General features: G+C 45.5%; 15 protein-coding genes. 8 read left to right on the top strand and 7 right to left on the bottom strand.

Annotated elements, in window-relative coordinates; genetic code table 11:
* Positions 1-67: 67 nt before the first annotated feature.
* The gene (locus CBX98_RS11675; RefSeq protein ID WP_005396762.1) at positions 68-2,521 is read right to left on the bottom strand and encodes a glycogen/starch/alpha-glucan phosphorylase; all 2,454 of its coding nucleotides are present in this window, start codon (positions 2,519-2,521) and stop codon (positions 68-70) included.
* A gap of 734 nt (positions 2,522-3,255) precedes the next feature.
* Here CBX98_RS11675 and malT point away from each other — a divergent pair.
* From malT to sstT, 7 genes are all read left to right on the top strand, one after another.
* A complete protein-coding gene (gene malT, locus CBX98_RS11685; RefSeq protein ID WP_109169259.1) occupies positions 3,256-5,964 on the top strand; it encodes an HTH-type transcriptional regulator MalT in 2,709 nt (902 codons plus the stop codon).
* Positions 5,965-6,544: 580 nt separating this feature from the next.
* Positions 6,545-7,462: a DUF368 domain-containing protein gene (locus CBX98_RS11690; protein WP_031780580.1), complete on the top strand. Its 918-nt coding sequence runs from the start codon at positions 6,545-6,547 to the stop codon at positions 7,460-7,462.
* Between the two features lie 251 nt (positions 7,463-7,713).
* Positions 7,714-8,139 (top strand): hypothetical protein, encoded by a 426-nt coding sequence (locus CBX98_RS11695; protein WP_048625440.1) that lies wholly within the window; start codon positions 7,714-7,716, stop codon positions 8,137-8,139.
* Between the two features lie 9 nt (positions 8,140-8,148).
* A complete protein-coding gene (locus CBX98_RS11700) occupies positions 8,149-8,763 on the top strand; it encodes an SCO family protein (protein ID WP_109169260.1) in 615 nt (204 codons plus the stop codon).
* The gene (locus CBX98_RS11705; RefSeq protein ID WP_006740813.1) at positions 8,753-9,061 is read left to right on the top strand and encodes a PTS transporter subunit EIIB; all 309 of its coding nucleotides are present in this window, start codon (positions 8,753-8,755) and stop codon (positions 9,059-9,061) included. Before CBX98_RS11700 ends, CBX98_RS11705 begins: the two co-directional genes overlap by 11 nt.
* A gap of 275 nt (positions 9,062-9,336) precedes the next feature.
* Positions 9,337-10,413, top strand: a complete 1,077-nt coding sequence (rsgA, locus tag CBX98_RS11710) for a ribosome small subunit-dependent GTPase A (protein ID WP_109169261.1) — start codon at positions 9,337-9,339, stop codon at positions 10,411-10,413.
* A gap of 357 nt (positions 10,414-10,770) precedes the next feature.
* Positions 10,771-11,988, top strand: a complete 1,218-nt coding sequence (sstT, locus tag CBX98_RS11715; RefSeq protein ID WP_005396770.1) for a serine/threonine transporter SstT — start codon at positions 10,771-10,773, stop codon at positions 11,986-11,988.
* A gap of 72 nt (positions 11,989-12,060) precedes the next feature.
* On the opposite strand, the gene pdxY is transcribed toward sstT, so the two are convergent.
* The 6 genes from pdxY to CBX98_RS11745 form a co-directional block, all read right to left on the bottom strand.
* A complete protein-coding gene (pdxY, locus tag CBX98_RS11720) occupies positions 12,061-12,930 on the bottom strand; it encodes a pyridoxal kinase PdxY (RefSeq protein ID WP_109169262.1) in 870 nt (289 codons plus the stop codon).
* Between the two features lie 101 nt (positions 12,931-13,031).
* Positions 13,032-13,220 carry an AbrB/MazE/SpoVT family DNA-binding domain-containing protein gene (locus CBX98_RS11725; protein WP_005396772.1) on the bottom strand — a complete coding sequence of 63 codons (189 nt, stop codon included), beginning with the start codon at positions 13,218-13,220 and terminating at the stop codon, positions 13,032-13,034.
* 147 nt (positions 13,221-13,367) lie between these two features.
* Entirely contained in the window at positions 13,368-14,678 is a 1,311-nt protein-coding gene (gene potE / locus CBX98_RS11730) for a putrescine-ornithine antiporter (protein WP_005396773.1), read from the bottom strand.
* A 61-nt stretch (positions 14,679-14,739) separates the two neighbouring features.
* Positions 14,740-16,920: an ornithine decarboxylase SpeF gene (speF, locus tag CBX98_RS11735; RefSeq protein WP_031780582.1), complete on the bottom strand. Its 2,181-nt coding sequence runs from the start codon at positions 16,918-16,920 to the stop codon at positions 14,740-14,742.
* A gap of 409 nt (positions 16,921-17,329) precedes the next feature.
* Positions 17,330-17,776 (bottom strand): helix-turn-helix transcriptional regulator, encoded by a 447-nt coding sequence (locus tag CBX98_RS11740; protein ID WP_031780583.1) that lies wholly within the window; start codon positions 17,774-17,776, stop codon positions 17,330-17,332.
* 551 nt (positions 17,777-18,327) lie between these two features.
* A complete protein-coding gene (locus CBX98_RS11745) occupies positions 18,328-19,524 on the bottom strand; it encodes an SEL1-like repeat protein (protein ID WP_046875696.1) in 1,197 nt (398 codons plus the stop codon).
* A gap of 546 nt (positions 19,525-20,070) precedes the next feature.
* Between CBX98_RS11745 and pulA the strand changes: the two genes are divergently transcribed.
* Positions 20,071-24,060 carry a pullulanase-type alpha-1,6-glucosidase gene (gene pulA, locus CBX98_RS11750; RefSeq protein ID WP_109169263.1) on the top strand — a complete coding sequence of 1,330 codons (3,990 nt, stop codon included), beginning with the start codon at positions 20,071-20,073 and terminating at the stop codon, positions 24,058-24,060.
* Positions 24,061-24,148 lie beyond the last annotated feature (88 nt).

Below are 24,148 nucleotides of genomic sequence, written 5' to 3' on the forward strand. Positions count from 1 at the left end.
ATCAATAACTTCTTTTGGAAAATGACCAAAGGTAGCGCTTGGCTACCTTGGTCTTAACTCTGTTCTATTAACGGTGAACCGCTTTTAGTTTCCAGATGTTGTTCACATAGTCGCGAATTGAGCGATCTGAGGTGAACTTGCCGACAAGGGCGGTATTAAGAATGGCTTTCTTCGCCCAACCAGCTTGGTCTTTGTATTGTTCGCTCATGTCTTCGTGCGCTTTCACGTAAGATGCGAAGTCCGCAAGACATAAGTACGGGTCACCGCCGTCTAGTAGGCTGTCGTACGTTGCACGCAGTAAGCCTGGTTGACCTGGAGTGAATTCTTCACCCAGTAGTAGGTCCATAGACGCTTTGAGTAGGTGATCCGCATTGTAGTAATCAAATGGGTTGTAACCTTGAGCTTTCAGCGCTTTCACACCTTCAACGTCTAGACCGAAGATGTAGATGTTCTCATCGCCTACTTCTTCACGAATCTCAACGTTAGCACCATCCATCGTACCGATCGTTAGGGCACCGTTAAGCGCCATCTTCATGTTACCAGTACCTGATGCTTCTTTACCCGCAAGTGAAATTTGTTGTGATACGTCCGCCGCAGGAATAATAATTTCAGCCATGCTCACACGGTAATCAGGAATGAAGACCACTTTCAGCTTGTTGCCGATGCGAGGGTCGTTGTTCACTTTCTCAGCAATCTTGTTAATAGCGAAAATGATTTCTTTCGCTAGGTGGTAACCCGGTGCCGCTTTCGCTGCGAAGAACACAACGCGAGGCACACATTCGAAGCCTGGTTCGTTAATAATGCGATGGTACAGAGACAGTACGTGTAGAAGGTCTAAGTGCTGACGCTTGTACTCGTGCAGACGCTTGATTTGAACATCGAAGATCGCATTAGTATCGAGTTCGATACCCATGTTCTCTTTCACCCAGTTAGCTAGGCGTTCTTTGTTCTCTTTCTTCACTGCCATGAATTCTTTCTGGAATTTCTCGTCAGTGGCGTACTTAGCGATGCCTTCTAGTTGCTCTAGTTTCGCTGGCCATTCTGGACCGACTTTCTCTGTGATTAGCTTAGAAAGACCTGGGTTACAGAACTTCAACCAACGACGTGGCGTAATACCGTTCGTTACGTTGTGTAGACGTGTTGGGTACATTTCGTGGAACTCTGGGAACAGGTCTTTCTTAACCAATTCAGAGTGAAGTGCCGCTACACCGTTTACTGCGTAAGAGCCAATTACACATAGGTTTGCCATGCGAACCATGCGGTGGAAACCTTCTTCGATGATAGAAAGCTTCTGTTGTTTCGCAACATCACCCGGCCACATTGCACGTACGTCTTGTAGGAAGCGGTGGTTGATCTCGTAAATGATCTCCATGTGACGTGGTAGTAGGTGCTGAATTAGCGACTCTGGCCATGTCTCTAGTGCTTCTGGAAGTAGCGTGTGGTTTGTGTACGCGAATGTTTGAGAGCTGATTTCCCAAGCCGCTTCCCAAGTTAGACCTTTTTCGTCCATCAGGATGCGCATTAGCTCAGGAATCGCAATCGTTGGGTGCGTATCGTTAAGCTGGATAGTCTCTTGCTTCGGTAGATCCGCTAGCGAGTAGCCAGCTGCTTCGTGGCGACGTAGGATGTCACGTACAGACGCAGCTGAGTGGAAGTACTGTTGCATTAGACGAAGTGTTTTACCTTTCTCGTGGTTGTCATTCGGGTAAAGCACTTTAGTGATGTTGCCTGCGTCGATCAGTGCGTGCTGCGCTTCGAAGTAGTCACCGTTGTTAAAACTTGCTAGCGAGAATGGTGCAATTGCCTGACATTCCCAAAGACGTAGCGGGTAAACCGTGTCTGATTCGTAACCTACGATTGGTAGATCCCAAGGCATTGCTCTTACAGACATGCCAGGAACCCATTTGCGAACTTCTTTACCGTTCTCGTTAACTACTTCAACGTGACCGTAGAAACCGATCTCTTGAGCAAGTTCTGGACGAGCAATTTCCCAAGGGTAGCCTTCTACACCACGCCATGCGTCAGGTGCTTCTTGCTGGCGACCATCTTTAAAAGACTGTTTGAACAAACCGTATTCGTAGTGCAAGCCGTAACCGACGGTTGGGAATTCTTGCGCCGCACATGAATCCATGAAACATGCCGCTAGACGACCAAGACCACCGTTACCCAATGATGGGTCACGTTCTTCTTCTAGCAGGTCAGTTAGGTTGTAACCCAGTTCAGCCATTGCTTCTGTTACTTGTTCGTACAGACCCATGCTGATTAGGTTGTTACCCGTCAAACGACCGATAAGGAACTCTAGAGAAAGGTAGTTAACGCTCTTCGCACTTTTAATGCGTGGATCTTCTTCAGTAGCAAGCAAATCTAAAGTAGTGAACTCAGCCAGTGCATGACCCATTGCTAGGTACCAAGCGCGGCTGTCTGCGTTTTCAATCGTGTGAGCGTAAGTTACAGATAGGTGTTTCTTTACGCTTTCTTGGAACGACTTCTTGTCAAATTGTTTTTGTTGAGTAGGTTTCATTACGAAATTCTCACGTCTTTTGGTAATTCATCTGCCATACATCGTGCATTTACCTCTGTGAATAAACATCCTCCTAATTCTCCTCCTTTGAAGGAGGAGGGCTGAGGGCGTAGAGGGGGTACCATTGCTAGGTTAGTGATCCAAATCTCAACAAAGTGAACTTTGCTCTAGTTCTTAGTGATTTTGATCACAATGGAATATGAGAAAGGTTAAAACCCGTTCATGACGCTTTTTATAGCCCACTCATCTGATGATGTGAAAATTGCAATATTGGTCACATTAACTTGGTTAACATGGAAGGATTTTTCATAATCGATGTGCAACGAGATCTTAATACACTCGACACAAAAGATATTTAAGTGACAATAATCACAAATAAAGGGCGTAGTTGATGGTAAATCCATCAACCCTTGAGAATTAGGAAGTGGATCAAAGTAACGGACATTTCTGATGTCGTAACATCCCACACGGCTCACAGGATTGTACGCTTTTTATACAAACTAGAATTAGGCGGTGTGAGTTATTTCTAGTTTTCGCTAGCTTTTATATCTAAGTGACCGTATGGAATGGTTTTTCAGACGGATGCAAGCCCCAACAAGAGGCGACATTAACCGCATTCAAGCAGTTTTTGATGCTGATGGCATCATTCAGTAAGACGAAGCTTTCGAGGGGGCCTTACTGAAATGATCACGTCGCAATCACTTGGGTATACATAAATAAGGACATAATTACTAATGTGGATTCCATCTAAGCTTACTCGACCAGGACGCCTGCACAATGCCATCGTGCGCCCACGAGTGTTGGACTTACTACAGCAAGCGCCTTACTACAAATTGGTTTTATTCCGCTCCCCAGCAGGTTACGGAAAAACCACCATGGCAGCGCAGTGGCTATCCGATAAACCAAACGTCGGTTGGTACAGCATTGATGACAGCGATAACGACGGCTTTCGCTTTGTAAATTACCTGCTTCAAGCATTAAACAAAGCCACCAACTTCAGTTGCTCTAACGCACAAAAACTGGCGGAAAAACGCCAGATCTCTTCTCTACGTTCTTTATTCAGCGAAGTATTCGCGGAAATGGCTGATTTTCATCAAGAGTGCTACGTGGTGCTAGATGACTATCACTTGATCACCAACGATGAAATCCATGAATCCATGCGTTTCTTCTTAAAACACATGCCAGACAACCTCACCGTTGTGGTAACAAGTCGTGCAGCGCCGCCTCTGGGTACTGCAAACTTACGTGTTCGTGATTTAATGATCGAAATAGGCAACGAGATGTTGGCGTTCGATACCGAAGAAACGACTCGCTTCTTTAATCAGCGTATTGCCGATGGCATCGACGAAGACATGGCAAACAACCTCAGAACCTATGTGGAAGGTTGGCCATCGGCGATGCAGTTGATCGCGTTACAAGCGCAACATCAAAACCGTACATTGGCGCAAACCGTAGAGTCAGTATCACAGTTCAATCACGCGCATTTGTGGGATTACCTGGTCGAAGAAGTATTTGACCTACTCGATCACGAAACTCGTCATTTCTTGATGCAAGTTTCCGTGCTTGACCACTTCAATGATGAGTTGGTGTTTGCCCTCACCCAACGCGAAGATGCGCTTGGTTTGATCGAATCATTAAACCGCTACGGCTTATTCATCTACCCACTCGAAGGGGAGCAAAACTGGTTCCGATTCCATAACTTATTTGGCGAGTTTTTGTCTCATGAGCGCCAAGCGCGTATTCCTCAGCAAGAAAAAGATCTTCACCGCAATGCAGCTGTTGCCTGGTTACAACAAAAAGCACCGCACCAAGCGATTCACCATGCACAAAAGTCGAACGATAAAGACTTGGTGGTAGAAATTCTAAACGAATTCGGCTGGAAGATGTTTAACCAAGGCGAGCTCAGCACACTGGAAAGCTCAATTAATAAGTTGGATGCTGAGCTTCTGTTCAGCCACCCAAAACTTACGATGCTCCGAGCTTGGTTGGCTCAAAGTCAGCATCGTTATAACCAAGTAGGCCACCTGCTTGAAGAAGCGGAAGAGGAGCATAAAAAGCGTAACATTGAGTTAGATATTCATTATCAAGGTCAAGCAAACGCGCTGCTTGCTCAAGTAGCTATCAACAGCAACCAACCAGAGAAAGCACTCGAATTAGCGGAGCTAGCACTTAGCCAACTTGATAACACGATTTACCGTAGCCGCATTGTGGCAACTTCGGTTGTTGGCGAAGTTAACCACGTGCTAGGTAAACTCGACCGCGCGTTACCGATGATGCAACAAACCGAAAAATTGGCGCGTCAGTACCAAGTTTACCACCAAGCGTTATGGGCGATTTTACAACAAAGCGAGATTTTGATTGCGCAAGGTTACGTACAAGCCGCCTTTGAGCTGCAAGATTCCGCATTCCGCCTGATTGAAGATCAGCAACTTCAACATGTTCCTCTGCACGAGTTTTTGCTGCGTATTCGAGCGCAAGTGCTTTGGTGCTGGAACCGACTTGATGAAGCAGAAGAATGTGCCTACCGAGGTCTGCAAATTCTCGAAAACCATTCGCCAAGTAAGCACTTACACAGCTACTCGATGCTGGCGCGTATTGCGGTTGGCCGTGGCGAGCTAGACAAAGCCGGTAAATTCATTGAGCACATTCAACATTTGATGAAGCAGTCGACTTACCACGTAGATTGGACAGCAAACGCTTCACTATCGTTGATCCTGTTTTGGCAAGCGCGCGGGAATACCGATGCAATGCAAGAATGGCTCAACACTGCAGTTCGTCCTGAATCGGCATGCAACCACTTTTCACAATTGCAATGGCGCAACATTGCACGAGCGCACATCAACTTAGGTCAATATACCGAAGCGCGCGCAGCATTAGATTTCCTCCAAAGTGAAGCTCGTCGAACCAACCTAATCACAGATACTAATCGCAACTTAGTGGTCGAAGCGGTGTTTGCTGCTCGCCAAAAAGACGAAGAGCAAGCAAAAGCTTTGCTAAAAGAAGCGTTAGTGATGACAAACCAGACGGGGATGGTAGGTAATTTCCTCATTGATGGCGCCACCATTGGCGGGCTACTGGAGAAGTTAAGCCTCCGCCATGAGCTAGGCGATCTAGAACGTCACCGCGCTCAACAATTGATGAAGGATATTTCCTCCAATCAGCGCAGCCGCTCTATTCACTTTGATGAAGACTTCATTGAGAAGCTGGTAAACCACCCTAACGTACCGGAACTAGTTCGCACAAGCCCACTGACTCAACGTGAGTGGCAGGTGCTTGGTTTGATTTATTCTGGTTTCAGTAATGAGCAAATCGCGCAAGAGCTTGATGTGGCAGGCACCACGATTAAAACCCACATTCGCAACTTGTACCAAAAGCTCAATATCGCCAATCGTAAAGAGGCCATTGTGACAGCTGAAAATTTACTCCAGTTGATGGGGTACTGATCAGTTCAAGAAAACAGATTAAAACCTAAAGTGAAATACAAGGGGTTGGCGTGATGCGTCAGCCCTTTTTTATGAGTCTAGAACGAGGAAAATGCAATTTGCAAAGCACGTAAGTAACGTTGTTCATATAAAAAAATAGCCAACCGCAATAATCGCGATTGGCTTATATTTAGTGTGAACAAATTGTATTCACTAACAACGTCAGTTGGCTAGGTGACCCTCGGCTTAAGAAGGGTCGAGCAGTATTATGCATTAATCATGCCAAAATGCAAAGACTTATTTTTGGGCACAGGATCTCATATAAAGTGAATTTGCCTATATAAAATATAGCAAAACGCAAATTCAATTATCAAATTGCATTTGCATAATGCAACAAACGTAGCCATTGATAGTACAGTTAATCATCTCAATAATGTAAACCAAACATTAAGATATCGTTGCATTAGAATCACCTCATAACCTGTAACAAAAATAAGCAATTACTTGGATATAAAACCCAGTAGCTACAGCACTATTTCATACTTTTTTCGTCGCAATGTTTGTATACTCTGTGCCATCGAAACGACTTAGCATTAGAGCAATGAACTACTTAATTACTTTCTTCAAAGGAATCGCCATGGGCGCAGCAGATGTTGTTCCTGGCGTATCAGGCGGCACCATCGCGTTTATCACCGGCATTTACGATACGCTGCTTGAGAGCATTCGACGCATTAACCCATCACTTTTCTCTATTTGGCGAAAAAAAGGGGTTAAAGCCGCCTTTAATCACATCAACGGTTTCTTCCTTATCGCTCTGTTTGCCGGTATTTTCACCAGCATTGCTACGCTAGCAAAGTTGATCACTTGGCTTCTTGACACACACCCGATCCCACTTTGGTCATTTTTCTTTGGTCTGATTTTGGTATCGGTCTATCACATTATTCGTCAGGTTGAACAACGTGATCTTATCCGCTTTGTGACTCTACTTGTTGGTGTCGGGTTTGCTTACAGCATCACCGTGCTTAAACCTCTGCACATGGAACCAACGGCCATTAACACATTGTTCGCTGGGGCTATCGCGATTTGCGCGATGATCTTACCGGGCATCTCTGGCAGCTTTATCTTGTTATTGATTGGGATGTATGCGCCAGTATTAGCCGCCGTGAAAGGCTTCCAAGTCGATACATTGGCGCTGTTTTTGTCAGGTTGTGTGATTGGTTTGCTGTCCTTTTCGCATCTATTGTCGTGGTTACTACGCAAGTTCCGCGATTTCACTCTGATGTTTTTGACTGGATTAATGATTGGTACGTTGCCAAAGATTTGGCCTTGGAAAGAAACCATCACTTGGCGCACCAATTCAAAGGGTGAGCAAGTGCCCTTGCTACAGCACAACCTATCACCATTTGAATTTGAACACGTGACGTCACAACCTTCTCAGTTAGTGCTTGCCGTTGTGATGATGCTTGCTGCCATTGTGCTGGTTTTGAGCCTCGAAAAATTTGCAGATTCAGACAAGTAACTGCGGTATCGAATCAATACGGAATCAACAAACAAGAACGGAGCCAATTGGCTTCGTTCTTGTTTGTTGGCAAAGAGAAAATCATCGCAATTGAAAATCTTTATGGGCTTGATTCAACAACCCCTACACCGCGCGGTTATTTTGATCTCTGTCATCGAGGCACAACGCACAATTTATCTAGGCCACGAGTTGGCGAATGACGCTTCTGTGCTACGATGCAGGTAATGTTAAGTGATAAATGCTGAACCTTAATGAAAGTGTTACAAATCGCCGCTGTTTCAGCCGCACTGGTTGCGGGATTTTATGCCCCAACTTTACTAAAAAGCTTTTCTTCATCCACTCCGATCAAACCGATAGATGAGTATTGCTTTCTCTCTACTGCCTCGTGCGTTCAAGAGAATGTTACGATGACGCTCAACGCAGATACTGCTCAACCCTTGGTCCCTACTACTCTGAATGTTGAGTGGCACACAAGCGATGCTGAGCAACTCGTCCTAAGCCTTTCAGGAAGAGAAATGGAGATGGGAGAACCCAAGTTTTTACTGAAGCAAGTCGCTCCCGGTCGATATCAAGGTGACATCATTCTGCCGGTTTGCACTCAAGACGCCATGACCTGGGTTGGTGAACTCAGTGATGGAGAGAGTACCGTTTACCCTGCTATAAAAATGCAAAGATAAGGAATCGTTATGAGCCGCAATTGGTCCCTATTTCTCGTAGTTGCTTTCGCCCTCGGGTTTGGCGTAAAAAGCTATTTAGATAATCAGAAAACGAAGCCAGAGCAAGTGGATAGTTCCACCTCTCAACAAACGGTATTGTTTGGGGAAAATAACCAAGCCGTCAATATCTTCGATGTGAATGACCCTCGCATTCGAGTCGTCTATTTTGGTTTTACTCGCTGCCCAGATGTTTGCCCAACTTCGCTTGCTATGCTGGCAGGAGCCCTAAATCAGATCGATGAAGCGCAAAAAGCGCAACTGCGCCCAATGTTCATTTCTTTAGATCCAGAGCGTGATGAGGCCGATGCCTCGGCGAAATATGCCCATTACTTCCATCCAATGATTGAAGGCCTATCGGCACCGCTTGATGTAACCACACCTTTGGCACACAACTATGGTGTTATTTTCCGCAAAACCGAATTGGAAGGCTCGGAGCTCAAATACACGCTTGATCACAGCTCTTACTTTTACTTCTTGAAGCCGGATGGCACGTTAATCACCAAGGTACCGCATACACTCTCGCCGGCACCGATTGTTGACGCCATTTCAAAACTGACGACTGAAGGCTCCTCAAATGACAGTTAAGTCAGTGCTGAAACAGTTTTTCAGTTTCCTAACTCAAACCAACCCCAATGTCGAACAAGACGTCGATACGATCATTGACGCCATTGGGGGGATAGAAAACCTGCTAGAAACTGGAGCATGCGCGACTCGGCTACGTCTTACCCTCAGAACGACGTCCATCATAGATAAAAATGCACTCAAAAATCATGGTGCACATGGCGTCGTGATACTGGATGAGCGTCATGTCCAAATCATATACGGCTTAAAAGCCAACACGTATTCGCAGGTAATGGAAGAGCGCATCAACAAACAAAGCTAATATTTTCGCAGTATAGCTACCCTCTAAGAAAAAGGGCGGCTATACTCTCTTGGCTTAATTAATTCACTTACTTATTAACCAACGAAGAGGACACATGATGATTGTATTGAATAACACTAACTGGGCATCGCAAGGGTAACCCTAACCGCACCTATTACGTGGCATAGCCACAACTCCCCTTCTCTGCCCGGTCTTCACCGGGGTCAACTCTATCCGAATTAGACCCTAATGCGATTTGTATTAAGGCGCTTTTTTGCGTCTGGGATAATTCAACAATGAATCAAACACATACTTTTTGTGACACATTAATTTCAACTTCAAACCCACTAAAACGATTGGGTTGGAAACCTTTTTTTCAGCAACAACTGACACTAGACGATTACGACGACACTATCTTTGCACGTGTGATTACGCATCACCGAAGTGGTTACCTATTGGCGACAGAAACGGGGCAAGTCCACCTCAATGCCCACCACGCTCTACCCAATATGACCGTCGGAGACTGGGTTATCTTAAATGACGATCAGCAATTTGTTCGCTTACTGGATCGCTTGAGCCTCTTTAGCCGCAAAGCAGCAGGCAGCAAAGTGACAGAGCAGCTCATCGCAGCCAATGTGGATACCGTTTTTATCGTCTGTTCCCTTAACGACGACTTCAATTTAAGTCGTATTGAACGCTATCTCGCCTTGGCTCATGAAGCCGAAGTCGAACCCGTCATCGTCCTTTCCAAAGCCGATTTGTGTGACAACATTGATGAACTAAAAAGCCAAGTACAGAAGCTCGACCCTCTATTAGTCATAGAGACAGTCAACGGCTTAGAAACAGAGAGTGCTTCTAAACTCATGAGCTGGTGCGAAGAAGGACAAACCGTCGCTTTTATCGGTTCTTCAGGCGTTGGCAAATCAACTCTTGTGAATGCATTACTCGGGCAGCAAGAACAGGCGACTGGGCATATTCGTGAAGACGATAGCAAAGGGCGACATACAACCACATCGCGCTCTATCCATCTATTACCTGATGGCGGCATCTTGATTGATACTCCGGGAATGCGCGAGCTTCAACTAGCAGACTGCGAAGTGGGCCTCAGTGAGGCATTTTCTGACATTGAGGTTCTCGCTCAGCGTTGTCGCTTTGGTGATTGCCAGCATCAAACTGAGCCGGGTTGCGCAGTTCAAGCTGCGATTGAAAATGGCAAACTGGAGGTTCGTCGTTTCAATAACTATCAAAAACTATTGCGAGAACAAGCCTTTAACGGCGCGACTTTGGCAGAACAACGAGCTCAAAGTCGACAGTTCGGGAAACTCACTCGAAATGCCATGAGTGATAAGCGCAGGCGCCAACAAAGTTATTGATTTGTTACGTTTGAGTTGTCAATAAAATCAAAGGAGACGAAAGTCTCCTTTTTAACAACTTTATTAAAAACCATTACTCATAACTAATGATAATTTTCAACATAAAAATCTTATTTAAATAACATTGAGCAAACATTTAATCCAAAAACAAACTAAAACTAGACACAAAATATTACCAAGCTAAGATATGTGATATTCAGCAAGAAAATGGCTGAATTTATAAAAACAGGATAATTGATAATCATGTGTCTTAGTGACCAGAAGCAATGCTCACCCCTTGCAATACAAGGGCATTATCGCCGTGTAATGATGGACTATTGCCCTGCTCGCTCTGGCATAAAATTGCAGGAATGATGTATGCAACACAACAGCCTCGTTGCCCGATTTGCTCGTGGTAACCTCGTCGTCCAGATCCTTGTCGGTATTGTCTTTGGTATTTTGCTCGCCACAATTTCCCCAAGCCATGCCGAAAGTGCAGGATTAATTGGTAGCCTTTTTGTTGGTGCTCTTAAAGCGATCGCGCCAATCCTTGTGTTTATTTTGGTTGCCGCTTCAATTGCGAACCAAAAGAAAAACCAGCACACGTACATGCGTCCAATCGTTGTACTGTACCTGATGGGTACGTTCTTCGCGGCGCTATCAGCAGTGGTTCTAAGCTTCCTTTTCCCGACCAATTTAACGCTTGTCACCGGCGCTGAAGGTGCAACGCCGCCTCAAGGTATTGCTGAAATTCTACGCACACTGTTGTTTAAACTGGTCGACAACCCAGTAAATGCACTAGTAGAAGCAAACTACATTGGCATTCTTGCTTGGGGTGTGGGTCTGGGTCTTGCGCTACACCACGCATCTGCAACAACGAAAGCCGTGTTTGAAGATCTCAGCCACAGCGTGTCTCACATTGTTCGCTTTATCATTCGTCTTGCACCATTTGGTATCTTTGGTCTGGTTGCTTCAACGTTCGCAACAACAGGCTTTAGCGCACTAGCAAGCTACGCACACCTTCTGGCGGTTCTTCTTGGCGCAATGATGATCATCGCACTCGTTGTAAACCCAGCGATCGTGTTCGTTAAAACTAAGCAAAACCCTTACCCACTTGTATTCCGTTGCCTACGTGAAAGTGGTGTAACCGCGTTCTTCACTCGTTCAAGTGCGGCGAATATCCCAGTAAACATGGCATTATGTGAGAAGCTAAAACTGGACGAAGATACGTACTCAGTATCTATCCCACTAGGTGCGACCATTAACATGGCTGGTGCTGCAATCACTATCACAACGCTAACGCTTGCAGCTGTGCACACTATGGGTATTGAAGTTGATCTACTGACTGCGCTACTGCTCAGTATTGTGGCTGCGGTTTCTGCATGTGGCGCATCAGGTGTTGCAGGTGGCTCGCTACTACTTATCCCACTTGCGTGTGGTCTGTTTGGTATCTCAAACGACGTAGCAATGCAGGTTGTAGCGGTTGGCTTCATCATCGGCGTGATTCAAGACTCTGCTGAAACTGCACTAAACAGTTCAACAGACGTTGTCTTCACAGCAGCAGTTTGTAAATCAGAACAGCAAAAAGCTCAGTAAGACTGACAGAATAAATAGAAAGGGGAGCCGATGATGGCTCCCCTTTTTTATATACTAATTATTTGCGCTCAATTACGCGGTGGCCAGAGCCACCTCTTCAATTGAGAAATGCTTACTTGGCTCAACAAACTCTTGCTGTGCCGCGATAGTTTGCAGCTCCCACTCCCCTGCATGGTAAGTGGCGCTTAATACCCCGTAGCACGCGTCATGGCAGTGTTGGAAAGCTTGCTTAGGAGACCACCCCTTCAATAATCCAGCGGTGAAGATAGCCGAAATAAGGTCGCCTACACCCACAGGTTGTTTGACAAACTCAAACTGAGGGCGCTTCGCTAAGTAAATGCCTTCTTGCGTTGCCAGTAACATGTTGAAGCTGCCATTCTCTAGGCAGTAAAGGTGCTTCACTAGCACTATTTTTGGACCTTTCGCTAGTGCACGTTGGCATGCCGTGATCGCATCGTCTAACGAGTGGATTTCCATCTCTGCAAATTGGCTTAGCTCGAACTGGTTAGGCACGATCACATCTGCCATTGGCATCAAACGAGTCAGAAGATTTTCAGCAATACCCGGAGCTACAATGCAGCCTTTGTCTGGCGCGCCCATCACAGGGTCGCAAACATAAAGTGCCTTCGGGTTCGCTTGCTTCACCTTCGTCACGGTTTCTTCAACAGCAAGGCACTGCTCTGCGCTGCCTTGGTAGCCCGTCAACACCGCTTGGCACTTTTCCAGTGCACCGATGTTACTAAGACCACGCACTAACTCGCTGATGTCTTCAGCCGCAAACGCTCGCCCAGTCCAACCTTCTTGATACTGCGTGTGGTTAGAAAATTGAACGGTATGAATCGGCCATACTTCGAAGCCCATGCGTTGCATTGGGAAAACGGCACTGCTGTTACCAGCATGACCAAAAGAAACATGAGATTGTATAGAGAGGATACCTTGCATAGTACCTTACCTCTTATTGTTGTTATCGATAGTTCAAAGACAGCGGCAAGCGCCAGTTTTGCGAAACCAGTAGTGTATCCGACAAACTAAGATTCTCTAACTCAATTCTCGTTAACTTCTTCAGAGTAAGTTGGAGCGCTGGTTTTCAACACCATCTTCTTGATTTCCATTTTGTCTTTATTCAGTGCGATTTCTAGGGTATCTCCTTCCCTTATCCCGAGTTGAGTCAGGATTACGCTTGGAATGACTACGGCGGTATCGTCACCGATTTTAACAGGTTGACTTATCATCTTTCGTCCTCCAAATGTCGAAAATGAGTTTTCACATCATTGGATATTTATTCCCAAGAGCCTTGTTCTGACTTGGGCTTGGCATAAGCGCCTAAAAACAAAGAGCCTTCCACACCGCGTTTGGGAAGGCTCTTTCATTATTATTTTTTAATTTGCTAAAGGCTCATGCTTGGCAGCAATCAGACCGTAAGCACTCCAGCCTAGGAAGGTGACAATTGAGCCCCACATCATCGCTTCGTAGCCAGAACCATATAGCGCGTAGAAGCTGTATAGGGAACCAATCAGAGCGATAATGTTGGTGGTTTTCATCTCGCGCTCTGGCACGTGCGCCACTTGCTGCATGATGAAAATTGCGCCCATACATAGGATGTAAGGAATAACGTTCGTTACTACCGCTAGGTTAACCAGCGCTTCGAACTGCTCGTTCAGCGTTGGAGAAATAGTCATTAAAGACAGCACCGATTGGATAACCGTGATGGCCACCATACCTTTGATTGGCGTACCACGTTTGTCCACTTGAGAGAACAATTTAGGGAAGAAGCCCGCATCAGAAGATGATTTGAACACTGACGCGATAGTGAACTGCCAACCTAATAGAGAACCCGCACAAGCCAATACCGCCATACCAGCAACCGCTTTACCTGCTGCTGAGCCAAGCATCACAGACCATACGGTTGAGAATGGTGCGGTAGAAGCGGCAAGCTCAGAGTTTGCAACGATACCAGAACAGATGTTTGTCGATACAATGTAAACCACCGCAGCAATCAACGTACCGCCCAATACTGCGATTGGTACATTCTTCTCTGGGTTTTCTACCGCTTCTGAGTTCGCACATGCCGATTCAAGACCAAGAAACGCCCATAGTGTCATGGCAATAGAAGCACTCACAGCTTCACCAAATGGTAGGTGGTGTGGGTTCCAAGCTTCTATGTACATGGTTGGGTTAAACCAGAACCAACCAACAATACCTAGCGAACATACCGGTAGGATCACACCCCATACCGTGAAGGTACCGATTTGACCTGTGATTTTCGCACCACCGAAGTTAGCGAAAGTACAAATCCAAAGAATGGCGATGGTATACAAACAGGTTTCGACCGGAGATAGGGTCACTTCAAAAAATGCGGAGCCGTAACCCACACAGGTAATCGCGATCGCAATATTCGCAATAAGGAGCGACAAACCGTAAGTCCAGCCCGCCATAAACGCACCCGATTTACCGAATGCGTAAGACGCGTAACCGTTCATACCGCCGTCACGTTTACTAAAGCGACCACATTTTGCAAACACATAAGCCAACGCCAAAGAGCCCGCTGCCGTGATCAGCCAAGATAACACAGAAATGGTGCCCACTTGCGCCAGTTTACTTGGCAGCATAATGATACCGGAGCCAGCCATGTTGATGAACGTCAGAATGGTTAACTGCACCACCGACATTTTTTTAGTTTCAGTACTCATAAATTATTCTCCACGAATAAGCGGTTCGCACCGACGCCGGAGCGTGGTGCGAACGGGTAGATTAATCTTTTAGGACATAGCAATGTGCGGTAGTGCGACCGTCGACATCTTCAAGATACACACCTTGAATTTCTGGCGCGAAGCCTGGGAATCGGTTGATGCCTTCTTCTAGAGATAAGAAGTAATCCACCACCTGTTGAGTCCAGATTTCACCAGTGATCACACAGATAATGCCTGGAGGGTAAGGCAGTGCACCTTCGGCGGCTACGCGGCCGACGGCCTCTTTAAGTGGTAGGTAATCGCATTCACCGCGGAAGTATTTACGTGTTGCCACGTCTGGTTTGTGAACCATTTGTGGGAAGTATTCACTGCGGAACATCGCTTTTTGTAGCTGTTTCACGTTCAGCTCTTTGTACATGTCATGCATTTCCTGACATAGCTGACGGATGGTGTAACCACGGTAGCGCTCTTTGTTCGCTTCGTAGACGCCTGGTAGCACGATACTGAGAGGTGCATCATCACGAATGAATTTTTCAAATCGGTTGATTTGCGCGACAAGGTGACGGATCTTACCCATATCTTCAGCAGGAGTGAGTAGGAACAAGATGGAGTTCAAGTCACACTTCTCAGGGATGATGCCGTTTTCTCGAAGGAAGTTCGCCAATAGCGTTGCCGGAATACCGAAATCTGCGTAGCTGCCGTCTTCTGCAATACCTGCCGTGGTTAGCAACAATTTACATGGGTCAACAAAGTATTGACCTTCGCCATAACCTTCAAACTTGTGCCAGTTTGCATCTGGCTCGAACATGAAGAACTTCTTGTTGGTCGCGATCACATCAGTGTCGTAACTGCCCCAAGGTTGACCTTCAATTTCATTTGGAATGAACGGACGAATTAACTCACAACTTTTGAGAATTTCTTTACGCGCTTCGATACCGGTCTTAACCGCGTCGCTCCATAAACGTAAGCCTGCTTCACCATCGTGGATCTTCGCGTTCACATCCAATGCAGCAAACAACGCATAGAAAGGAGATGTCGATGCGTGCATCATAAACGCGTTGTTAAAGCGTTTGTGATTGCAGTAACGAGCTTGGCCTTTGATATGGCGGTCTTTTTTGTGGATTTGCGACGTTTGAGAGAAGCCAGCTTGTTGCTTGTGAACAGACTGAGTCACGATCACACCCGCATCTTCTGGTTTCAGATCCAGTAGCAGTGGCGAACAGTCTTTCATCATAGGGATGAACTGCTCATAGCCTACCCATGCCGAGTCAAACAAGATGTAGTCACAAAGGTGGCCAATCTTATCCATGACGTAACGAGCGTTATAAATTGTACCGTCGTAAGTACCCAACTGGATGATGGCCAGGCGGAACGGACGTTCATCTCGTGCACGCTCTGGAGATACTTTCGCGATTTGAGCACGAATGTACTCTTCATCGAAACAGTGCTCATCCATACCACCAATGAAGCCCCAAGGGTTACGCGCTGTTTCTAGATAAACTGGCATACCACCCGCTTGGATTAACGCGCCGTGGTGATTCGACTTGTGGTTATTGCGGTCGAACAATACCAAATCGCCTTCAGTTACTAGCGCGTTACACACCACTTTGTTTGAAGCAGAAGTACCGTTGAGTACGAAGTAAGTTTTGTCCGCGTTAAATACTTTTGCAGCGTGTGCTTGCGCTTGGTGTGCAGAACCTTCGTGGATCAGTAAGTCACCTAAGTCCACGTCCGCGTTACACAAGTCGCTACGGAATAGGTTTTCGCCAAAGAAATCGTAGAATTGTTTACCAGCAGGGTGTTTTTTGAAGAACTGACCACCTTGGTGCCCTGGACAGTCAAACGCCGAGTTACCCATCTCAACGTAGTGCGTTAATTGCTTGAAGAAAGGAGGGAGCAGACGACACTCATATTTAGTCACGGCTTCATTAATTTGACGGCAGTAGTAATCGATAGATTGTCTTTCTAAATCAATAACCCCCGTTAACCAAACGTAATCTTCTGCCGAAACTGGAGTTTCATCGGTCACTAAGAAAACAGGAATTCCGTACCCTGTTTCCGAAATCATTCTGTGCAGACCCGCTTTAATGTCTGCTGACGTAATAATAGCTGCACCAACGTCGGTTAATTCAACTTGTTCTAAAGGCAGTAAGTGACGATTAAATTGTTCATCTAAAGATTCAGCTAATAAGCTAAAGTCTTCAGGCATGTAATTACTAACACCTATAATTAAACGTTTCATTTGAAATATCTCTTTTTTGTTCTTTAAAAATGACAAGGACAGATATTACAAACGAAATATTTATTTAAAATTCAAATTACAAATTTCGTGATTAAATTTTCATATTTAAAAGACTTATTTTATCGAATTAAAATTTAGAGACTTTCATCACTTTCCAATTTCTATCTCAATGATATTGAAACGCACCTAAAAGGAAAGATCCTTCAATAATTATGTGACAACGCCCATTATTAAAAAGAAGGTTATTATAAGAAAATAAAGTTTTGAGATTTCCATCACTATATAATAAGTTAAATTATATTATTGCAGTTTAAAACACCTCGATTTTAACCAAATTTAAACACATAATAAAAAAGCCATCAACACATGTATTGATGGCTCTTTACTTTGGATATAAAGAAAAAACAACTTAATTGAATAAATGGCTATCTAGCTTGACTCCACCATTCGACCATTGCTGATAACGCTTTACAGACATGCCTGACGAGTACATGGTATGTTTACAATCCATACACTCAACAAAATACAACCCACTCATTCCTGCCATAACGTGCAACCTTCGGCTATCGCAGCGCTTGCAGGACAGGCGCTTTACTTTGGTGTTGACGTCAATACGCCGAGCAAAGTTTAACGTTTCGTGAGAGCATAAAGCGTCAACTGCACTATCTTTAAAAGGATGCTCACTAAGTAAATAATTAATGGCGTAATCGTACACCGGGGGGATTGAAGATTTTCCACTTTCAATATTACTTATCTTAGCAACGGAAACGCCTAATAAAGAAGCGAACTCAGCCTTGCTGTACTCTAAGATAAATCTTGAAGAGATGAATTTATCTGCACTAATGATTCTCAACATACACAAATCTCTAATAGAAATAAAAACAGAGCAAACTAATTCGCTCCATTTCTGCTGAAACATGTAATGAAAAAGTTACTTCCTAGTGTAATTCTGCATATTATCTATGCTATTTTATTTTGTACGTCATCTTGCGCCTAATTAATTATAAAATCAATAATCCATGCCTAAATATAAAAACACAATTTAAGATTTATAATACAATTTTTAATTTACATTATTAGATAAAGTAATGAATACTATTCACCTATTACTCTGGGCATCAAGTATTGCTCTTCAATCATTATTACTATCAATTGAAGAGACTTGATTTGAGCCCAACAGGAGAAGTAGATAAAGAGGGAAACCCCTCTATTTGAAGATAAACATATCCCACCTTAGCGAAGTACTAAAAATGTGTTGAAAAATCGCATAAATAGTATGCAATTCAGTAAATAAATCGCTTAGATAAGTTTACAGTCTGTAGTTGTGATCGACAGAGATACTGAGACAGGAAGGCAAAAGAAAAGCAAAAAAAAAGCCTCACTTATGAGGCTTATGGATAAGATAAATTATGGTTGAAGGAAATTCTGCGTGAAATCGAGCGCCTCTTTAGAGAGCTTTTTTTCGGTAGACGATGTGGTTGTCTGTCCTTCCGTCGTTGCTGTGGTCATGTCTGGCTGGAAGTTCGGCGCCGATGCTTCATCCCATGCGTTAGCATCGTCTTTATTTTCGTCACTCAACACCGCGTTAAGTTCCTCCTCTGCAGGAAAATACGCTTCGCGTTTGTACACCTTGTTCAGCGCCCGAATAATGGAATGCTTTCTTACCATCCCTGACGCCAGCTTTCTTTGCAACGGTTTCGCTATAGATTGCAATCCAACGACGACGTCAACACCAATATTGGTCGCCACTTCGTCACGCAACGTACGCGCTGGCTGATACCCCATATTGGCAGCAAGAAACAGCCAAACATAAGCAATCGCATTGCCTGTTTTACCTTTGTCCTTCCACGCTTCGCCAGCATGATACATCGCCTCGGCGCTGCCACCTTCTGCGGCCCTTTCAAGCCAATAGCAGCCTTTGACCATGCTTTTTTCTGTACCAACACCATTTAGGTAACATAAGCCAACTTGGATCTTTCCGTCCGCACTGTCTTTTTCAGCCGCTTTCATAAACCAATAAAGTGCATCTGCACTGCGTCCTGCACTATTGTCTGGTGAAAGTTGCCACTCACCCATGTAAAGCATGGCATCAATGCAGCCTTCCTCGGCTGCGGTTTCAATCAGTTGGTTACCTTTGGGAATATTTTTTTCCGTTCCGCGACCAAAAACCAACGCTTTGCCTGTCGCAAATTTCGCTTCGGTATCCCCTTCCATTCCGGCAATGGCGGTACGCCAAAAGTTTGCCTGCTCTTTTAAAATCACATCTTCACGCATGCGCTCACTCAGGCGAACAATACCGTACATTCCCGTCACGTTGTCCAACTTAGCGGCTTTATCATACCAATACAGCGCTTGACGAATGTTGTCCTTCTCGGCTTCTTTCGCTAGAAATAAAATGGTGGGGATATGCCCGGTTTCTGCTTTGAACTCACGCTCTTTACGCTCTTGCTCTCGCGCTTTTTGCATCGCCTTTCGATAAGCGGCTTCGCGAGCTTTCCTCTCTGCCTCGAGTCTCTGTTTCCGCATCGACAACGAGATCATCCACACAAATATCAGGACGAGTGAAAGGCCAGTTGCCGCAATGGCAATGCCCATACTACTCATAAATAGCCTCTTTTGGTTTCAGGGCCCAATTCATCTCCCTCTCAGGGAAATATTAAGATTACGCGCCGACATAACGCCGACTACCTTCATTATATAACGACCACTTAGCGAAAATCTGAAGCTTGCCAATACTTAATGGCGGTATTTTATGCAATATCACTGCAACTTATTTTTAATTGAAAAATATCACTGTGATTTTTATAGAACTTAGTCACGGTTTTGGGGCTGAGATATTCTCCTCCCCTATCATCCCCCCTTGCTCCTCCTATAAAAATTTACATTTTAATGATGTGCAGAAGCTCTCACTATGCGTCTGTTTTATTATTTAATTTGTGAACAAAATCGACTGTGACAGAAAATTTTCACTTGTAAAAAACTTAACTGCCTGCTCTCACATTTTGCTGATGATTCAGTGTATTAGCATCTAGTTGAACATTTCCTTTTTCGGCATCTGCCTTTCTAGCGTGTGCGAAACCTTCTTGATGACTGAGTCAGCGAAGGCAGCGCGCAGCTCAATATCAATTCAATAACAATGGATTTGTAAACGTGGACAATAAGACATTTAAATTATCAACAATTGCCAAAACCGTACTGCCTTTGATTTCCGTCGCAGTCATCAGCGGTTGTGGTAGTGATAGCACGAACGAAGATACGACGAACCCAGGCTCAGGCTTGTACCCTGCGGGAGAGAACGAGGTCGTCATTTATTACAAACGCGATGTGGCGTCCGCTTCAACGGCCAGCGACTACGAAGGTTGGGGCTTGCACCTGTGGAACGGTGAAGGCTGTACCAGCACAGATTTAGACGCAATGGGCATTCCTGGCACAGGAACGGATTGGTCGGCACCGCATCCATTCGATGGCATCAACGACACCTACGGTGCTTACTACGTACTGAAAGTGAACCCAGATGCCTCTGACCCACACGAATGCATGAACTTCATTCTGCACAAAGGTGATGAGAAAGCATTCGGCAGTGCAAACTCAAAAGTGGAGCTGACGAAAATCGGCGAATCTAAAGGGTTGTTTGGCTTCCACGGCAGCAGTGAGCTTTACTACGAGCCAATCGAAGAACGCCCTGTTGATATTGATGGTCAAAAAGCGCATTGGCTAGATGCCAACACCATCGCGTGGGAAGCGGCGGCCAATGCGGATTCCATGAAGCTGTTCTACAGCCTCAGCAACGACATTAAAATGGATGAAGACAAGCAAATCTCCGGTGGCACGGCGGTTGAGTTGACGAAAGCAGGTGATTTATCTGATGGTCTGAAATCACGCTTCCGTCACCTTGCTAGCCTCCAAGCTGCAGGCATTGATGTCGATGACGCGACTCTACGCACGATCCTGAAATCACAAATCGTTATGATAGCTTACAACGCAAATGGTGACGTCATTTCTGCAACTGAAGTGCAAAAGCCGGGCGTTCTCGATGCAGTATTTGCCGATTCCAAGGCAGGTAACGCGATTGGTCAAGAACTCGGCGCAATTGTGGAAGGCGGTGCCGCAACCTTCAAACTATGGGCACCAACTGCCCAAGATGTTGATCTGATAATCTACGATGAAAACTTAGCAGAAGAAGCGACCGTTGCCATGACGGAAGACCCAGCAACAGGTATCTGGGTTTCTGAGGCACAAAGCAACGTTGTCAACAAATACTATCGCTACCAAGTTAAGGTATACCACCCAACAACTGGCGTCGTTGAAACGCGTTTGGTAACAGACCCATATTCAATGAGCTTGTCTAAGAACTCACGATACTCGCAAGTGGTTGATTTAGATGATCCAAGCTTAATGCCTCAAGATTGGAAAAACTACGCACGCCCAACGGTTAAAAAAGACGAAGACCACGTCCTTTACGAGTCACACATTCGTGATTTCAGCTTTAACGACAGCAAAGGCACACCAAGTCTTGATGGCAAATATCTGGCGCTTACAGAACCTGAGCGTGAGTCTGTATCTCACTTACAAGCTTTAAAAGATGCTGGCCTAACAACGCTGCATATCCTGCCAGCATTTGATATTGCAACCGTGGATGAAGACGCTGACCAGCGAGTCGATATCACCGACACCGTGGGTAAGCTTTGTGGCATCAAGCCAGAAGCCTCCATTTGTGAGACCGAAGATGACGGCAAAGTGATTGAAGAGGTATTAAATAGCTACGACCCAACAACGGGCAAAGCACAAGCGTTGATGAACGATCTTCGCATGCTAGACAGCTTCAACTGGGGTTACGACCCATACCACTACACCGTGCCAGAAGGCAGTTATGCGACCGATCCTAACGGGTCTAAGCGTATTCTTGAGTTCCGCGAAATGGTTCAAGCGACGCATAAAATGGATCTGAAACTGGTCATGGACGTGGTGTACAACCACACAAATGCATCTGGTGTGAACGAAAAATCAGTACTGGATAAGATTGTCCCTGGGTACTACCACCGCCTAAACGTCAACACTGGCGGCGTAGAAAACTCAACCTGTTGTGATAACACCGCCACCGAGAACTTGATGATGGGTAAACTAATGGTTGACTCATTGATGGTATGGGCGGATGACTATAAAGTCGATGGTTTCCGTTTTGACCTTATGGGCCACCAGCCGAAAGATGTCATGGTCTACGCACTTGAAAAAGTCCGTGAAATTGATCCGAATACTTTGTTCTACGGCGAAGGCTGGGACTTCGGTGAAGTTGCGCAAAACGCTCGCTTCGATCAAGCAACACAAGTCAACATGGCGGGGACAGAAATCGGTACTTTCTCTGATCGTCTGCGTGACGCAGTTCGTGGCGGAAGCCCGTTTGATGGCGGTGTAGATTCTGAAGGTAAGCACCCACTTCGCTTCAACCAAGGCTTTGGTAACGCCGCTTACCCGAACGAAGAAACTAAAACTGATGCAGAATCTGTGAATGGCCGCCTACACAACCAAGATCTGGTTCGTCTAGGTATGGCTGGTAACTTAGCTGACTACGTCCTTCTGGATTACAAAGGCGAAACCAAACTTGGTAAGAATGTTGATTACAATGGTGCTCCAGCAGGCTACACAAAAGTGCCATCAGAGAACATTTCCTACGTGTCTAAGCACGATAACCAAACGCTGTGGGACAACAACGCTTACAAGATTGCGACAGGTACTTCATCTGCTGAACGCGCACGAATGCAGTCTGTATCACTATCAACGGTGATGCTAGGTCAAGGTATTCCGTTCATTCACATGGGTTCTGAGCTATTGCGCTCTAAGTCAATGCAGCGTGACTCGTACGATTCTGGTGACTGGTTCAACCGTGTATTCTTCGATGGAAGCGACAATAACTGGAACGTTGGTCTACCACGTGAAGACAAAGACGGTGCAAACTGGGAGTTGATCAAAACCATCGTCGGTGACAGCACGGCGAAACCAGACTCAACGGACATCGAGCTGACTAAGCAACAATTCCTAGAGCTACTAAAAATCCGCAGTACAAGCGAACTGTTCCGCTTAGACACCGCGCAAGAAGTGATGAACCGTGTTGACTTCCGCAACGTAGGGAAAGACCAAGTGGAAGGCTTGATTGTGATGTCTATCGACGATGGCACATCAGCAGGTGCCGATTTGGATTCGAACTACGATGCGATCGTGGCCGTTGTGAACTCAACATCAACTGAGAAATCTTTCAAAGTTGCTGGCGCTACTGGTTTCAAGCTGCATGAAGTTCAACAAAACTCTGCGGATGACATCGTGAAAGGTGCAAGCTTCGCCAATGAAACATTCACAGTGCCAGCACTGACAACAGCGGTATTCGTACAGCCACAAGACGGCGCGCAAGGTGCAGGCCTACCAGTAAACACGGACAATAAAGACGTATCGAGCATTCCTCCTTACGGCGAAACTGTGGTTTACGTCAAAGGCACCATGAACGAGTGGTCAGATAGCAGTGACTGGGCGATGACCTTTATTGGCAACGGCATGTACTCTGTAACTGGCGTTCTTGAAGCAGGTGAACACGAGTTCAAATTTGCGGACTCAGGATGGGCAAATCCAAACATCGGTTGTGATGCTGCGGATTTGGCTTCTGGCTCACTAGACTTAGGCTCTGCGGGAAACTGTACGTTGTCTGTCGCTGAAACTGGTAAGTACAACTTCACTCTGAACGCGTTACATGTTCAAGATGAAAGCGTAGAAAAACCTGTCGTTTCAGTGACGAAGTCAGCAGATGCACCAACATTCGGTGAAACAGCACTTTACCTACGTGGTACTATCACCACATGGGATACGCCAGCGCAAGACTCCACTGCGAAGTTCAGCTATGTAGCAAATGACGTTTACTCGCTAGACATTGACCTAGCGGCGGGCAACTACGAGATGAAAGTTGCGAGCGCAGACTGGGCAGCAGACACCAACTTCGGTGGCGAAGGCAGTGTTGAGCTTGGTAAAGCGCTAACGATGGAAGTCGGTGGCGGTAGTGCAAACCTCAAAATTGCGATTGCAGAAGCGGGAAATTACAACTTCCACTTCAACGCGGCTGACAAGTCGGCGCCAATCGTGACGGTAACGAAAAACTAGTTTCATTTAAAAACATCCGTAATGAAAAAGGGGAAGCATCGCGCTTCCCCTTTGTTTTGTTGGTGTCACTATCACTAAATGGTGGATA

The sequence above is a fragment of the Vibrio sp. T9 genome (assembly GCF_003123985.1).
Classification (GTDB): Bacteria; Pseudomonadota; Gammaproteobacteria; order Enterobacterales; family Vibrionaceae; genus Vibrio; species Vibrio diabolicus.